This is a genomic window from Oscillatoria sp. FACHB-1406, from assembly GCF_014698145.1.
Classification (GTDB): Bacteria; Cyanobacteriota; Cyanobacteriia; order Cyanobacteriales; family Spirulinaceae; genus FACHB-1406.
Map to the genome: position 1 here is coordinate 97,646 of NZ_JACJSM010000004.1, position 15,651 is coordinate 113,296.

The 15,651-nt window shown below is 47.2% G+C and carries 14 protein-coding genes; 8 read left to right on the forward strand and 6 right to left on the reverse strand.

The features are described 5' to 3' along the window. The first annotated feature begins 170 nt into the window (after window positions 1–170). Window positions 171–470, forward strand: coding sequence for a hypothetical protein (locus tag H6G50_RS06205; protein ID WP_190714341.1), 300 nt, complete (start codon window positions 171–173; stop codon window positions 468–470). A gap of 307 nt (window positions 471–777) precedes the next feature. Here the strand turns inward: H6G50_RS06205 and H6G50_RS06210 are convergent, their stop codons facing one another. Then, a complete protein-coding gene (locus H6G50_RS06210) occupies window positions 778–1,236 on the reverse strand; it encodes a DUF4385 domain-containing protein (protein WP_190714343.1) in 459 nt (152 codons plus the stop codon). Window positions 1,237–1,366: 130 nt separating this feature from the next. Here H6G50_RS06210 and H6G50_RS06215 point away from each other — a divergent pair, with 130 nt between their 5' ends. Further along, window positions 1,367–4,174, forward strand: coding sequence for a HEAT repeat domain-containing protein (locus H6G50_RS06215; protein WP_190714345.1), 2,808 nt, complete (start codon window positions 1,367–1,369; stop codon window positions 4,172–4,174). A gap of 111 nt (window positions 4,175–4,285) precedes the next feature. On the opposite strand, the gene H6G50_RS06220 is transcribed toward H6G50_RS06215, so the two are convergent. Continuing rightward, on the reverse strand, window positions 4,286–4,495 hold the full coding sequence (locus H6G50_RS06220) for a type II toxin-antitoxin system HicB family antitoxin (RefSeq protein WP_347239887.1): 210 nt from the start codon (window positions 4,493–4,495) through the stop codon (window positions 4,286–4,288). A gap of 378 nt (window positions 4,496–4,873) precedes the next feature. On the opposite strand from H6G50_RS06220, the gene acs reads away from it, so the two are divergent. Beyond that, window positions 4,874–6,844: an acetate--CoA ligase gene (gene acs, locus H6G50_RS06225; protein WP_190714347.1), complete on the forward strand. Its 1,971-nt coding sequence runs from the start codon at window positions 4,874–4,876 to the stop codon at window positions 6,842–6,844. A 73-nt stretch (window positions 6,845–6,917) separates the two neighbouring features. Here acs and H6G50_RS06230 read toward each other — a convergent pair whose 3' ends face one another. The 3 genes from H6G50_RS06230 to H6G50_RS06240 form a co-directional block, all read right to left on the reverse strand. Continuing rightward, window positions 6,918–7,940: a hypothetical protein gene (locus tag H6G50_RS06230; RefSeq protein ID WP_190714349.1), complete on the reverse strand. Its 1,023-nt coding sequence runs from the start codon at window positions 7,938–7,940 to the stop codon at window positions 6,918–6,920. A gap of 403 nt (window positions 7,941–8,343) precedes the next feature. Next, window positions 8,344–8,631, reverse strand: coding sequence for a hypothetical protein (locus tag H6G50_RS06235; RefSeq protein WP_190714351.1), 288 nt, complete (start codon window positions 8,629–8,631; stop codon window positions 8,344–8,346). 98 nt (window positions 8,632–8,729) lie between these two features. Next, the gene (locus H6G50_RS06240) at window positions 8,730–10,364 is read right to left on the reverse strand and encodes an alpha-D-glucose phosphate-specific phosphoglucomutase (RefSeq protein WP_190714353.1); all 1,635 of its coding nucleotides are present in this window, start codon (window positions 10,362–10,364) and stop codon (window positions 8,730–8,732) included. A 274-nt stretch (window positions 10,365–10,638) separates the two neighbouring features. Here H6G50_RS06240 and H6G50_RS06245 point away from each other — a divergent pair, with 274 nt between their 5' ends. The 4 genes from H6G50_RS06245 to H6G50_RS06260 all read left to right on the forward strand — a co-directional run bounded on the left by H6G50_RS06245 (window position 10,639) and on the right by H6G50_RS06260 (window position 14,057). Further along, a complete protein-coding gene (locus tag H6G50_RS06245) occupies window positions 10,639–11,949 on the forward strand; it encodes an ATP-binding protein (RefSeq protein WP_190714355.1) in 1,311 nt (436 codons plus the stop codon). Further along, window positions 11,946–12,392 carry a hypothetical protein gene (locus H6G50_RS06250; protein ID WP_190714357.1) on the forward strand — a complete coding sequence of 149 codons (447 nt, stop codon included), beginning with the start codon at window positions 11,946–11,948 and terminating at the stop codon, window positions 12,390–12,392. The genes H6G50_RS06245 and H6G50_RS06250 overlap by 4 nt, the downstream gene beginning before the upstream one ends. A 96-nt stretch (window positions 12,393–12,488) precedes the next feature. Continuing rightward, complete coding sequence (locus H6G50_RS06255) at window positions 12,489–13,238, forward strand: hypothetical protein (protein WP_190714359.1); 750 nt, start codon at window positions 12,489–12,491, stop codon at window positions 13,236–13,238. A 75-nt stretch (window positions 13,239–13,313) separates the two neighbouring features. Further along, window positions 13,314–14,057: an HAD family hydrolase gene (locus H6G50_RS06260; RefSeq protein ID WP_190714361.1), complete on the forward strand. Its 744-nt coding sequence runs from the start codon at window positions 13,314–13,316 to the stop codon at window positions 14,055–14,057. Here H6G50_RS06260 and H6G50_RS06265 read toward each other — a convergent pair. Then, entirely contained in the window at window positions 14,054–15,187 is a 1,134-nt protein-coding gene (locus tag H6G50_RS06265) for an alpha/beta hydrolase (RefSeq protein WP_199302733.1), read from the reverse strand. The genes H6G50_RS06260 and H6G50_RS06265 overlap by 4 nt on opposite strands. Window positions 15,188–15,312: 125 nt before the next feature. Between H6G50_RS06265 and H6G50_RS06270 the strand changes: the two genes are divergently transcribed. Then, on the forward strand, window positions 15,313–15,582 hold the full coding sequence (locus tag H6G50_RS06270) for a DUF433 domain-containing protein (RefSeq protein ID WP_199302734.1): 270 nt from the start codon (window positions 15,313–15,315) through the stop codon (window positions 15,580–15,582). The last annotated feature ends 69 nt before the right edge of the window (window positions 15,583–15,651 follow it).

The window sequence follows — 15,651 nt, forward strand, 5'->3', positions numbered from 1 at the left end:
AAAAGTCCTCAGATTGCCAAGGTTTACGCAACAAACCCATCGATTCTCTTCTCGCTAATAACTCAAGTCCTCTTTATAGGACTGAGAAATTCAGATGTATCCAACCCGTTTCAACGGGTTTCAGCTATTAGACAGGAACTTGAGTTCCTGGCGGGCTAAGTGTTTCACTTTTGGTGCAAGCGGTAACAACTCAATCTTTGGAGGTGTTTGAATCCGCGCTTTTGGAAGTCGTTGAGACTGTCGAGACGGAAACCGAGCAGTCCGAGGTGGAAAAAAGACTTCAAGAAGGGCAGAGAAAGCAAAGACAAGAAGATATTCTTCGCATCTTGGAAGTTCGCTTTAATGAGGTTCCGAGGCAATTGCGGGAACGAATTGGTGCAATTGAGGATTTAGAGGTTTTAGGAACGCTTCTGATTCAAGCGGTAACGGCTCAATCTTTAGACGTGTTTGAGTCGATATTCTACAATTGAGAAACCGAGTTGCTAAAAATTGATGGAAACTGTCGAGCAAGGGATGGTAAACCGCGATCGCGATTGATATAGCATTTTTCGTTTGCGTGAGTTACACCGCATGGGCGAATGCCATTCGCCCCTACCCATCTAATTTCAATTTTTGTACCTCATCCATTTTAAAAACGCTATATAAATAAGAGAAACCGGAAGATGTAGCTTCCGAGTTAGTCTGTAGAAACGGGAGGCAGCGCTTCGACTTCGCTCAGCGCACGGGGGACGGAGGAATTGAGTAGGTTCAGTTTAAATGCGCCTTATATTAGCTCGCTCAACTCTCGTATTTGTGCCGATGTTCTTGTTTCATCTGCTGATAAATCTCATCGCTTCTAATCGCATCCCATTTGAGTTTAAAAATTCGTGCTGATTCGGCTTTAACCGGCTCGATTTCCGCGATCGGAATTAACTCCTTACTTTCTTGATCGTATTTTCGTCCCCCTGGATGATTGGCGTATCTTCGCGCCCTCGTGTAGCCCATTTGAATAAATTTTCTCGCCATATCCATACCGACGAAATCGCCTTGTTGTTTGTAATCTAAATACATTTCATAGAGTTTGCTGGACGAAATCTCGGCAATTTCGGGGGTTTTAAATCGCCAGTGCGGAAGTAACTCGCTTTTATACGGCTCGACCAGCAAAACTCCTTGCTCGCCTTTGCCAACAATATAAAGTTCTGGGCGATCGCGAAAGTTAAGGGTTTTGAAATCCAAAGAATAGTCGAATTTTTTCATAGGGGCGATTTTAAGAGAAGTGAAGTGGGTTCGGGAATGCTGCTGCGTTTGACCTTAAAGAAACGCAACTCTAGCGTACACTAGGCTCGAAGTATCGCCTACAATTGAAAAACAGAGTGACTACAAAGGGATGGAAAACTTCGATCTTGCTCGAGAAATTGCTGGCAATCCTTTAACACCGGCGGAGGAGCTAAGAGCGTTGAGTCAAAGCAAAGACGCGCTCGTGCGTGAAAAAGTGGCAGGAAATCCGAATACATCGCTCGATACTTTATGGAAATTGGCGATTGAATTTCCCGAACGAGTATTAGAAAATCCGGTTTTACCGCTGCTGTTCCTGGAAATTCTCGATCCCATCGCCCAAATTCCCAGAAAAACCCTGTTGAAACTGTTTTCTTGCGAGAATTGCGCTCTTTTCTACCAACCATTGTTAAATCCCCAGAACCGTTTCAATATGCTGAACGTAGCAAGGTACAATTGCACTCATCCGAGCATTCTGAGGAAATTAATGAGCGATCGCGGCGAAAATCGCGATCTTCGTGATGCAATTGCTGGCAACTCCAGCACTCCCGCCGAACTGCTCGTACAACTAGCCAGCGATAGCGATGTCTCGGTTCGTTGTAACGTTGCTGGGAATGCAAGCACTCCGATTCCAATTCTGCAACAGTTGGCGAAAGATGAGAGTTACAGAATTCGTGATGCAATTGCTGGCAACTCCAGCACTCCAGCCGAACTGCTCGTACAACTAGCCAGCGATAGGGATGTCTCGGTTCGTTGTAACGTTGCTGGGAATGCAAGCACTCCGATTCCAATTCTGCAACAGTTGGCGAAGGATAAGAACTACGACATTTGTCGTGCGCTCGCAAGCAACCCCAGAACTCCCGCCGATCTTCTCGCACAACTACCCAGCGAGCGCGATATCTCAGCCCGCTCGAACCTTGCTAGGAATGCAAGCACTCCGATTCCAATTCTGCAACAGTTAGCGAAAGATGAGAACCTCGAAATTCGTCAAGCGCTTGCTGGCAACTCCAGCACTCCTGCCCAGATTCTCGCACAAGTGGCTAGCGATTCTGCTTCTGCTATTATCCCCCATAATTCTCAGAGCAGGTTCTGCCTTGGAATCTGTCATTCGGTAGCCAGCAACCGAAATACTTCGGCTCTAACGTTAGAACAGTTATTTTTAATTGATGATGATGGGATAAGAAGGGCTATCGCCGGAAATCCCAATATACCCTTAGAAATCTTGCGGCAGTTAGCGAAAGATGAGAACCTCGCAATTCGTGTTGGGATTGCTGGCAACTCCAGCACTCCTGCCCAGATTCTTGCACAACTAGCTAGCGATCGCGATGTCTGGGTTCGTTGTCACGTTGCCAAAAATGTCAACACTCCAATTCCCAGTCTGCAACAGTTAGCCAAAGATGAGAACCTCGAAATTCGTCTTGCGCTTGCTGGCAACTCCAGCACTCCTGCCCAGATTCTCACACGACTAGCCAGCGATAGCGATGACTCAGTTCGTTGTGCCGTTGCCAAAAATGTCAACACTCCAATTCCCAGTCTGCAACAGTTAGCCAAAGATGAGAATCCCGTTGTTCGTTGTGCCGTTGCCAAAAATGTCAACACTCCAATTCCCAGTCTGCAACAGTTAGCCAAAGATGAGAATCCCGTTGTTCGTGATGCGGTTGCTCGCAACTCCAGCACTCCTACCCAGATTCTCGCACGACTAGCCAGCGATCGCGATGTCTCAATCCGTTGTACCATTGCCTATAAGTTCAACACTCCGATTCCAAGTCTGCAACAGTTAGCCAAAGATGAGAATCCCGTTGTTCGTTACGCCGTTGCTCGCAACTCCAGCATTCCCGCCCAAGTTTTTGCCCAACTAGCTAGCGATCGCGATGCCTCCATCCGCTGGAACATTGCCAAGAATGTCAACACTCCAATTCCAAGTCTGCAACAGTTAGCCAAAGATGAGAACCACAAAATTCGTTACGCCGTTGCTCGCAACTCCAGCATTCCCGCCCAAGTTCTCGCCCAACTAGCTAGCGATCGCGATGCCTCCATCCGTTATACCATTGCCCAGAATGTCAACACTCCAATTCCAAGTCTGCAACAGTTAGCCAAAGATGAGAACCTCGAAATTCGTTACGCCGTTGCTCGCAACTCCAGCATTCCCGCCCAAGTTCTCGCCCAACTAGCTAGCGATAGCTATGTCTCAATCCGCTGGAACGTTGCCAAGAATGTCAACACTCCGATTCCCAGTCTGCAACAGTTAGCCAAAGATGAGAACCGCAAAATTCGTTACGCCGTTGCTCGCAACTCTAGCATTCCCGCCCAAGTTCTCGCCCAACTAGCCAGCGATAGCGATGTCTTAGTCCGTCGTACCGTTGCCAAGAATGTCAGCACTCCGATTCCTAGTCTGCAACAGTTGGCCAAAGATGAGAATCCCGTTGTTCGTGATGCCGTTGCTCGCAACTCCAGCACTCCCGCCCAAGTTCTCGCCCAACTAGCCAGCGATCGCGATGTCTTAGTCCGTCGTACCATTGCTGGGAATGCAAGCACTCCGATTCCAATTCTGCAACAGTTAGCGAAAGATGAGAATCCCGTTGTTCGTGATGCCGTTGCTGTCAACTCCAGCACTCCCGCCGAACTGCTCGTACAACTAGCCAGCGATAGCGATGACTCAGTGCGTTGTACCGTTGCTCGTAATGTCAGAACTCCAGTTCCCAGTCTGCAACAGTTAGCGAAAGATGAGAATCCCGTTGTTCGTGATGCCGTTGCTGTCAACTCCAGCACTCCCGCCGAACTGCTCGTACAACTAGCCAGCGATAGCAATGACTCAGTGCGTGTACCGTTGCTCGTAATGTCAGCACTCCGGTTTCCAGTCTGCAACAGTTGGCGCTCGATTCTCACTTTAATATTAGCGCGGTGGCGGCGGAACGATTGAGCTAGGGCTTGATGAATAGTTGACAATTAATAATGGACGATGGATAACGAAGAAAGTTTAATTCATCGTCAAATTTTCGGGTTCATTGTCAATTCTCAATTTTCCACTATATTAAGCCTCTATATACTCGCAAAGCGAAAGGGGTTCGGGAATGCTCTCGCCTTCTTCCGCTAACAATTCTAAATGCAGCACAACCGCCTCGCGAATCAATTCCCGAACTTCAGATAAAGTTTCCCCCACTGCAACGCACCCGGGCAAGTCGGGAACGTAAGCACCATAACTACTTGCACCTTTCTCGATTACAACTGCATAGCGCATCATTCCTCCTGCTCGATTTGAGCTTGCCGCCAAACACTTTTCAGAGGCACACCCAAGAGGGCGAATACCATTCGCCCCTACCTGTTGGATTTTTGGAGCCGTACCTCACGTGCGGGGAAAACGCTATATCGACACTCTATTTATCCGACACTGTAACCGTACCAGTTTGGTAGGGATGAATGGCACTGAGTTAAAGTTAGCGGTTCTGTAGAGACGTTGTATACAACGTCTCTACAGGCGATTTACTCTTGCTTATGTCAGTCTTAAAGAAACGCAAAGATTAGGCGCACCGCAAAGCGGATCCCTGCGCGATCGCGCTCTGGGAAACAGTTAGAGTGTAATGTTGATTTAGCAGTCTTTTAAGAACCCTCAGTTAGTACGATGTCTCAACCGACGATTGAATCCATCCTCCAAGAAAACCGCGTTTTCCCGCCGCCAGAAGAATTCAGCCGGGAAGCCGCGATCGCATCTCTCGAAGATTACCAACAACTCTACGATAAAGCTAAAGCAGATCCCCAAGCCTTCTGGGCGGAACTCGCCGAGAAAGAATTGCATTGGTTCCAGAAATGGGATACCGTCCTCGATTGGCAGCCCCCCGTCGCGAAATGGTTTGTCGGCGGTAAAATGAATATTTCCTACAACTGCCTCGATCGCCACCTCACCACTTGGCGCAAAAACAAAGCCGCCCTCATTTGGGAAGGCGAACCGGGCGACTCGCGCACCCTCACTTACGCGCAACTGCATCGCGAAGTTTGCCAAATGGCGAACGTGCTGAAAGAATTAGGCGTACAAAAAGGCGATGTCGTCGGCATCTATATGCCCATGATCCCCGAAGCCGCGATCGCGATGCTCGCCTGTGCTAGAATTGGCGCGGCTCATAGCGTCGTGTTTGGCGGTTTTAGTTCTGAAGCACTGCGCGACAGACTCAACGACGCAGAAGCCAAACTCGTCATCACCGCAGACGGCGGCTACCGTAAAGATAAAGCCGTTCCCCTCAAAGAACAAGTCGATCTCGCGATCGCCAACAACCACGCCCCCAGCGTTAAAAACGTCCTCGTCGTCCAGCGTACCGGGCAAAAAGTCCACATGGAACCCGGACGCGACCATTGGTGGCACGATCTTAAATTAAACGCCTCCGCCGACTGTCCCGCCGAACCGATGGACAGCGAAGACCTCCTCTTCATCCTCTACACCTCCGGTAGCACCGGCAAACCTAAAGGAGTTGTCCACACCACCGCCGGTTACAACCTCTACACCCACATGACGACGAAGTGGACGTTCGATCTCAAAGATACCGACGTTTACTGGTGTACCGCCGATGTCGGCTGGATTACCGGCCACAGTTACATTGTTTATGGCCCCCTTTCCAACGGCGCAACGACCTTAATGTACGAAGGCGCGCCCCGTCCCTCCAATCCCGGTTGCTTCTGGGATGTCATTGAAAAATACGGCGTAACCATCTTTTACACCGCCCCCACCGCCATTCGCGCCTTCATTAAAATGGGCGAACACCTGCCCAAAGCGCGCAATTTGTCAAGTTTGCGCCTGCTTGGAACCGTCGGCGAACCGATTAACCCCGAAGCTTGGATGTGGTATCACAAAATCATCGGCAACGAACGCTGTCCGATTGTCGATACCTGGTGGCAAACAGAAACGGGCGGTTTCATGCTGACTCCACTCCCCGGTGCAACGCCCACCAAACCGGGTTCGGCAACCTTCCCCTTCCCCGGCATTCTCGCCGAAGTGGTCGATTTAGACGGCAATCCCGCCGCTGATAATGAGGGCGGTTACTTGGTCATCAAGCATCCTTGGCCGAGTATGATGCGGACAGTATACGGCGACGACGAGCGCTTCCGTCGCACTTATTGGGAACATATCGCCCCGAAAGACGGGCAATACTTCTATTTTGCTGGCGATGGCGCGCGCCGGGATGAAGAGGGGTATTTTTGGGTGATGGGGCGCGTGGATGACGTGATTAGCGTCGCCGGACACCGCCTGGGGACGATGGAAATCGAATCGGCGTTGGTGTCGCATCCAGCGGTGGCAGAAGCCGCAGTCGTGGGCAAACCGGACGAGTTGAAGGGCGAGGAAGTTTTCGCTTTTGTGACTTTAGAAGGCGATTACGAGGAAAGCGAGGCGTTGGAGAAGGAGTTAAAACAGCACGTCGTTAATGAGATTGGGGCGATCGCGCGGCCGGGAGAAATCCGGTTTACCGATGCGATGCCGAAAACGCGATCGGGTAAAATCATGCGGCGTTTATTGCGTAATTTAGCTGCCGGACAGGAGATTGCGGGCGATACTTCAACCTTGGAAGATCGCACCGTTCTCGATAAATTGCGCGGCGGCGCGTAGTTGGCGGGATGATAGGTTGCTCGTAAAAAACTCTCGTAGGGGCATTGCGATGCAATGCCCTCTTATGAATTATCTATGATGGTGATTGCTGTATATTTTGGAATATAAACTTCGCTAAGGATGATACAGTCAAACTAAACAACACCCAGAATAAACGCCATAAAATTTCATTTTTCAATGTTTTGTTTCGCTTTTTGAATTCTTCAACTTCCTTAAAATCGCCTTTTGTGATTGAAAATCTAGGATGTTCTTCCAACTGGGAAATACGTTCATCTATATATCTTTCAAGTTTTACACCTAAAAAATTCCCAGTTATAAATATAGCTAATACTACAATGAGAAGAAAAGTTATACTTTTCAAAGAAACTAAATTTTCTAAGCTAGCAGGAGGCAATAAATAATCATAATTTTGATAAAATATTATAAGTAAAATTACTGGTAAAGAATATCGAATTATCTCACTCAGCAACTCACCTCTTTTATTAAGAAAACTATTAAAAGGATTATCTTCAGGCAAATTCTGCAACCCTTCGTACCATTCGACAACGATATTCAGTAACTCGGTAGCAAGAATCTCATTTATAAAATCGACTTTACATATACTTGGTGTTCGTATCTCCATTAGTTCTGTGATGTCGTCACTTGTAAGAATTAGTTGAAAAATATCTTTAGGGGGAATCTCAGTCCCAATTCTTATCTTTAAAGAATGTCTCTGTGGTAATTGGTACTGAGGTAATTTTACTGCAATATCCCACTTAATAGTAATAGCCCTAACAATTTCATTAACCGTATCCCATTTCTCTCGTTCAAATTCCGCCCAAGTAGAGTAATCTTTTATCCTTCTATTAGATAATATAAAACTGATCGATGCAATTTCCGAAATCAACTCGTGATTGCGGAGTTTACTAGATATCCGTTCATTGATACTTCTAATGTCTGGCAAGCCTAAAATTTTCTTACCTCGTAACAATCGAATTTCGGTATCTGGTTTTGCATTTAGTTGATAAAATAGTGACTTGAATTCATCAAGTCCTATAAGTTGTGATGATTGCTGCGGAACAATACTAGAATCTTCAGAAGACTGAAAGTTACTCATGTTAAGAATAATTACCGATCGAGAAGCGCATAAAAACTCAGGTATAAATAGAAACTTCTGGAGAATGACAACAAGTAAAATATCTATACCGTGAAATGAAGTCGGTCAAACATTCCTTAAAAATGATTCATTTATAGCAATCCCAAATAGGTTGTGATAATTGCGAGCGCTGAACGCCATACGCAGCAAGGATATATCAGCCCCAAAAGACTTCAAACAATTTGGGATTGCTATATTATAACAAAAACATTTAGATTTACAAAGAATTCCGGCTCAATTACCATTCTTATACTTCTTTATTAAAATCCTCCATAGCTGAATAAATCTTGGCTTTGAAACAAGTGGCGGTGAAGAGGCATTAGCTTCCCATATTCAAGATTGTCTAACAGCCCCATCATTATCTTCAATCCGCAAGACCTGCTTGCTCGAAAGCTTGTAACAAATTGCTACTTACCCCCAATCGTTCGCCCCAGTCGCAAAGGTAATCAACATCTAAATGAGTTGTTTGAATTTTCAAAATTCCTAAAACGTCGCGCCATTGTTTTTCAGATTGGCTGGCTTGCCCCCAAAGTAATTTATTGAGAATAACATCCTCTGGAGATGCGAAGTAAAGAAAGCCGCGCCCCGGAATTCCAATCGTTTGACGACGCGAAAATTTAAGTTGCTCGAACTCGCTGGAAGCGGCTAACATAATATCTGCTCGCGCGATTGTGGCGATATTAGAGAGGTAGGGTGGGCAAATTGCCCACCGATTCAAGCATCAACTAACTCGCGATAATAAACGCTTCCTCAAGTAATAACCGTCGGTTCGTTGCGTTCGGTAAACTGACGAATTTGAGCAATTTTTTCGGCAATTTCAATGAACGGGGCGAGGGCTTCTTGGGGATCGAGATCGTGCTTGCTGCTGTCGGGTTCGTAACTTTCCAGGTAAATGCGCAGCGTTGCACCTTTAGTCCCCGTTCCCGATAAGCGGAAGACGATGCGAGAACCGTCAGTAAAACCAATGCGCAACCCTTGATTTTCGCTGATGCTACCATCGACGGGATCGCTATAGCTGAAGTCATCGGCATATTCGACTTCGTAGTTGCCGAGTTTTTGTCCGGGAAGGGTGGGAAATTGCGATCGCAAGTGAGCCATTAAATCCATTGCCCGTTCCTTATCCACTTCCTCATAATCGTGGCGGGAGTAATAGTTACGTCCGTAAGTTTTCCAGTGTTCTTTAACAATTTCTTCGACGGAATCGCCGCGCACCGCCAGAACATTCAACCAGAAAAATACCGCCCACAAACCATCTTTTTCGCGGACGTGGTTGGAACCCGTGCCGAAACTTTCTTCGCCGCAAAGGGTGGCTTTATCCGCATCGAGGAGGTTTCCGAAGAATTTCCAGCCGGTGGGGGTTTCGTAACAGTCTATCCCCAAACGTTGTGCGACACGATCGACGGCTTGGGATGTCGGCATGGAACGGGCTACGCCGCTTAAGCCGTTTTTGTAGCCGGGGACGAGGGTAGCGTTAGCGGTGAGGACGGCGAGACTGTCGCTGGGGGTAACGAAGAAGTTGCGCCCTAAGATCATATTGCGATCGCCGTCCCCATCGGAAGCTGCCCCAAAATCGGGCGCATCGCTACCAAAGAGAATTTCGACTAAATCGTGCGCGTAAACCAAGTTCGGATCCGGATGTCCGCCGCCGAAATCTTCAAGGGGTTTGCCGTTCATCACCGTTCCCTCGGGCGCGCCCAAACGTCCTTCCAGGATTTCATGGGCGTAAGGCCCGGTGACAGCGTGCATGGAGTCCATACACATCCGAAAGTTACCAGAGGTGAAGAGTTCGCGGATGCGGGGAAAATCGAACAACGATTCCATCAGTTTGGCGTAGGAGTCTACGGAGTTGATGACTTCTACATCCATCGTTCCCAGTTTAAAGGAACCGACGCGATCGAGGTTAATATCGGCAGCTTCGAGAATCTTGTACTCGTTAATCTCCTTACTGCGGGCATAAATCGCATCCGTCACCTTTTCCGGTGCGGGGCCGCCGTTACTGGTATTAAATTTTACGCCGAAGTCGCCTTCGGGGCCGCCCGGATTGTGGCTAGCGGACAGGATAATGCCGCCAATGGCTTGATTTTCGCGAATGACGCAGGAGGCGGCGGGGGTAGAAAGGATGCCGTCGCAACCCACGAGAACGCGCCCAAAACCGTTCGCTGCTGCCATTTTTAGGATGGTTTGAATGGCTTGGCGGTTGTAGTAGCGCCCGTCGCCGCCGACAACGAGAGTAGAACCGTCTTTGGAGTCGATGCTGTCAAAGATGGATTGAATGAAGTTTTCGAGGTAATGGGGTTTTTGAAAGTCGGGAACGGATTTTCGCAGCCCCGAGGTTCCCGGTTTTTGGTCGGAGAAGGGTTGAGTTGAAACGGTTTTTAAATTCATGGTTGGCTCGAGAGTCAATCGAACAATTTAAGGTAAGTAGCGCGACGGACTAAGCTGTTGGGGGGAGGGCGGGAGACAGACGCGCTCGATTGGCTTCGCGAAGCGGATTGCTGCCCCAGCAGATTAGGATAGACGGGCTATTTAATATGGTCGGGGCGATCGCGCCATTCGGCAAGTCTTTGTTGCCGGGATGACTTCTGTTGCTAGTTCTACTCCTTTGCTATTGACGATCGGTTTATAGTCAATATATCGAGCGCGTGGAGTCAATCCGTTCATGTTGACGCAAATACAATTTAGAAATTTTAAAAGCTATCGCTCCGGAACGCTGCACCTCGCTCCCCTCACTGTATTGATTGGCGCTAACGCATCGGGAAAAAGTAATGCAATCGAAGCATTGCGCTTATTAACCCGAATTGCAGTAGGGGAAAGATTAGGATTTCTCAATAGCATTTACCGACCCAATACCAATATCTTGAGGGGAGGAGTCAAAAATCTTGGACATAAAGGCTCCGGATCTTTCGGTTTTTCTTGCGTAACGACAGCTAAAAAATGGCACGACTTCTCCATCGATCTGAGTCTTGGGAAGGATGGCGATCTCCGAGTTATTAAGGAAACAATTTCTAGTCAAACTTCAACCGTTCCGCTCTATGAAATATCGAGCGCGCCACAAGGGGCGGGGAGTGACGTTTTTGTGACCTACAACAATTTTGCTCGGGGTGGAAAAAAGCCTAATATTGTCTGTAGCAGTCAAATGGCAATTTTTACACAGCTTTTAAGCGAGATTCGCTTTCATCCCAATAACACTAAAAGTAGAGAAATTATTCCTAAAGTTGCAGAACAATATGTACGCTGGCTCGGTAGTATTGTATTTCTAGAACTGGAACCCAGTACCATGCGCGATTACGGTCATAAAACCGATCGCTTTCTTAGGGAGCATGGCGAAAATCTTTCTGGGGTTCTTTATAATCTTTGTCGCGAGCCAGAAGTTAAGCGAGCCATTTTAGAGTTTATCCGCAGTCTGCCCGAACAAGATATTGAGGATATCGGCTTTATCGAAACACCACGGGATGAAGTTTTATTAACGCTGACTGAAACTTTTGGGGGAATTTCAACTCCTTATGAAGCACCTTTGCTTTCCGATGGAACCTTACGAGTGCTTTCGACTGCCGCCATGTTGTTGTCTGCACCCGAACAAAGTTTGGTCGTCATTGAAGAAATCGATAATGGGGTACATCCCAGTCGAGCAGCGAATTTATTAGCAAGAATTTCTAAAATCGCAAAGCAGCGAAATTTGCGCGTTTTAATTAGTAGTCATAACCCCGCTCTCCTAGATGCTTTACCCGATGATGCCGTTCCTGAAACTGTATTTTGCTACCGCAGCAATGAGGATGGGTCGAGTCAACTCCTTCGTTTAAAAGATTTCCTCGATTATCCAGGATTAATTGCCAGAGGGACTCTCGGACATCTGATGACATCGGGACTGTTAGAACGTTCAATTAAGCGGTATGTTGGCTCCGAAAAGAAGCAAGAGAAAGCAATGGAGTGGTTAGCATCTTTGACTGCGGGGGGAATAGCTAGACCGTGACTGTAGCGATTGTTGATACCTCCATCTTTTGCAATATATTAGATATCCCTCATCGGAATGGAGAGCGAGAAAAAGTCATTAAAGAGTTAGAGATGTTGATTAAAAATGGAACAACTCTTTTGTTACCAATGGCCGCTATTTATGAAACTGGAAATCATATCGCTCAACTCAGTAACGGTTACGATAGACGACGATGTGCTGAATTTTTTGTCGAGCAAGTTCAAATGGCGATCGCAGGAGACGCGCCTTGGCAGGTTATGCAAGTTCCGACGGTGGAAGAAATTGGGGATTGGTTGAGTGAATTTCCCGATTTAGCGATGCGCGGGGCAGGAATGGGCGACACTTCTATTATTAAAGAATGGAAGAAAATGAAAAAGAAGCTTCCCGCTCGGCGTGTTTTCATTTGGTCTTTGGATAGCGATCTAAAAGGCTATGATGCTTAGTTTAAAAGATCGAAAAATTTAAGTCGAGAACAATCGCTAGACCAGAACTTATCCGAAATGGTTCACTTGAAGCGAAAACAAGCTTAAAATAGTAGAATGCGAAAAATTTCCTTGCGTTACAGGATTATCGGCTTTATTCTGCTCGGACTGCTGCTTGTTTTGGGCATTGCTGTGCTGCGGTTGGATAGCGCGATCGCGCACAATCTTCGCAGTGCGATCGCTACCTCTCTCGGCGTTCCCGTTCGCATCGAACGCTTGCACTACAACATCCTTAACGGACAACTCGATGTCGAACGTTTAACTCTCGATAATCCGGAAGGATTTACTACGCCTTATTTTATGAGTGCAACGGGTTTAATGCTTCGTGCCAAACCTGCTTCTTTTTTCACACAAACGACTGAATTAGAAAGTTTTCAGATTCGGGGAATTGATTTTAATATCGAACAACAACTTACGAAAAATAATCTTTTGATTATTTTTGGGAATGCCAGACAACAAAGGAAGGGAAATTTACAAGCCAATTTACTCGATCGCGGGAAAAAGTTCCTGTTAGAGCGCGCGATCGTTGATAACGTGACTTCGCATCTCAATTTAGCTGCCTTCCCAGCCACAAAACCACTCTCGCTCGATTTACCCCCGGTTTCAACCCTGGAACTCAATAATGTTACGCCGGAGAATATAGGCGGAGTTGTCCTCAGCGATTTAGTCGATCGCGTGGTTTCGGGAATTGTTAAAACCGCGATCGCAAAAAGCCAAGCTTCTATGCCTCAAGGTATTCTGAGAATTTTAGAAAATTCGCCCCTTTGGGAAGAATTGAAAAGAGAATTAAACACCAAAAATGGGTAAGTTGTTGTATTCTAATTATATTAGAGAATACTCTAATATTTAACAATTAAATTTAAGCCTAGAGAGGAATCTTACTTGATTGCAATTCGTTGTGGAGAAAAAATTTTCTCTAATCTCCAAGCCGTCATCTTTGATAAAGACGGTACGATAGAAGATTCCAATAATTTTGGGTTAGCGCTAGCGCAATTGAGAGCGCGTTTAATTGACGAACGGGTTCCGGGTACGGGCGAATCTTTATTGGCGATGTTTGGCGTATTAGAAGATGGTACGCTCGAGCGCCAAGGATTGATGGCGGTGGGCAGTCGCATGGAAAATATTATTGCGGCGGCGGCTTATATTGTACCAATGGGATTCAGTTGGGAAAAATCTGTTGCGATCGCGCAGGAAGCGATTACAGAAGCAGATAGCCGACTTATTCGCACTTCCGATAATGCGGCGCTGTTTCCCGGAACTTTGGCACTTTTGCAACGTTTAAAAGCGGCGGGTTTGAAGCTCGGAATCCTTTCAGCAGCAGCACCGGAGAGAGTACGCGGTTTTGTCGCCCGTCACGAACTTTCGAGCTATTTTCAATTGGAAATGGGCGTAACCGCTCGAGGGCCATTTAAACCCGATCCCGCCCTCTTTTTAGAAGCTTGCACGCTGTTGGAAGTGGAAGCAGAAAAAACGCTGATGGTGGGGGATTCGAGTTTGGATATGCTGATGGCGAAACAGGCGGGTGCAGCGGGCGCAGTGGCAATTTGTTGGAAAGGCGGTACGCTCGATTATGCCGATGTTGCGATCGCGAATTTCGAGCAAGATGCGATCGATTTGCTCGATTAATCGATACCATCAAGAAACTGTTGGACGCTTTGCCGCCATAACTTCGGATTGACGGTGATGAGTAGTTGATGTCCGGCGTTAGGGAAGGAAATATAGTGGTGAGAGTAAGGTAAGTTGTCCTCAAGCTGTTTGAGTTCGGCGCGATCGATCCATTTGTCGCGATCGCCCTGCAAAATTAATGTAGGACAGCGTACTTGTTTGGCATAAATTGCGGGATTGTGGGCGAAACCGTTAATTTTGTGCTGGATGCTGCCCCAAAATACAATCAGTTCGGCAGCAGGAAAGGTAGGGATATTATAGAATCGCAAGCGACGCTTGACAGAATTCAAAAGGTGTGAATAAGGAAGTTCGAGGAGAATCGCATCGGGCGCAATATTTTGGGTGGAGATCGCGCGTAAAATCGCTGCCGTCCCCATCGAAACGCCGTAAAGCGCGATCGGACGGCGCGCATCTTGCTGCCGAACCCACTGAAACGCCGCCGCCACATCTTCGCCCTCGCGCACGCCCAAGGTTGTTGTATTGCCACTCGAACCGCCCGTTCCGCGAAAATCAACCAGCAGTGTATCGTAGTCGAGATTGTGTAAAACGCGCGCGGGCAGCAAAACCTGACTCTTACTGCCGCGATTGCCAGGAAATAAGAGAATCGTTCCTCGTGAGGGCGCATTTGCCGTGGGAATCCACCAAGTTTCCAAGCGTTGCTGGCGAGCGATCGCGATATATTTCGTCTCATACGGCAATCCAAAGTCGCTCGGACGCTTATAATTTATTGGCTTAGGAGAAGCGAGACTCCACTGCTCCGAGGAACGGAAATGCGTCATCGAGTACGCCCCCAAAAACGCGATCGCATTCATCCCCAAGAATCCGATTAAGACAACGGAAACGAGTAATTTACGCCCGCGTTTCTCTACCCATTCCGCCCAGAGCCAGCAAACCAGTCCGCCGCCCCCCAAAAATGCAACAATTGGGATAATAGGAAGCTGCAAAACCCTAATCGCGGTAAAACGATGCAGCAAATAGAGAAGCGCGATCGAGACGAACAGCAGGATAAACGCTGCATTGCCAATGTGAATGAGGCGTTTCGATGCACGCGAGCGCGACTTTTGGGATTTGAGCTTCTGCAATTTCGACATTTCAGCTATCTCAATTCTGCTCTGTACTGTCCTCCTACAAATTCAAAGTAGTAAATTCTTCAAAACATCAAAAATCTCTTCAAGATTCTAATTCAATAATCCTCGCCAGAAAGCCAAAATTTCTTTTGCAAGCTCGAATTTCTCTCGATTCGGTTGTGTATTCATTTTTGAACGGAGAATCCCCTGAAAGCATTGCCCGAGATTTTCCATTACTTTCCCTCGAACAAGTTTATGGCGCGATCGCCTTCTATCTTGCCAATCGAGAGTTTGTTAATGCGTATATGGCAGAAGGTGAAGCTGAGTTTCGGCGACTGCAACAATCCTGTCAAGAAAAGAGTTCTTTGCTGTACCAAAAATTGCGAGTTGCTCGCGACGAAAAACAGAGTGCAGGATGACAGAAATCCGATTTTAAGCTGATGCCTATCTCCGTCCAACGAGCGGTGGAATGTAGCGAAAAAAGACTA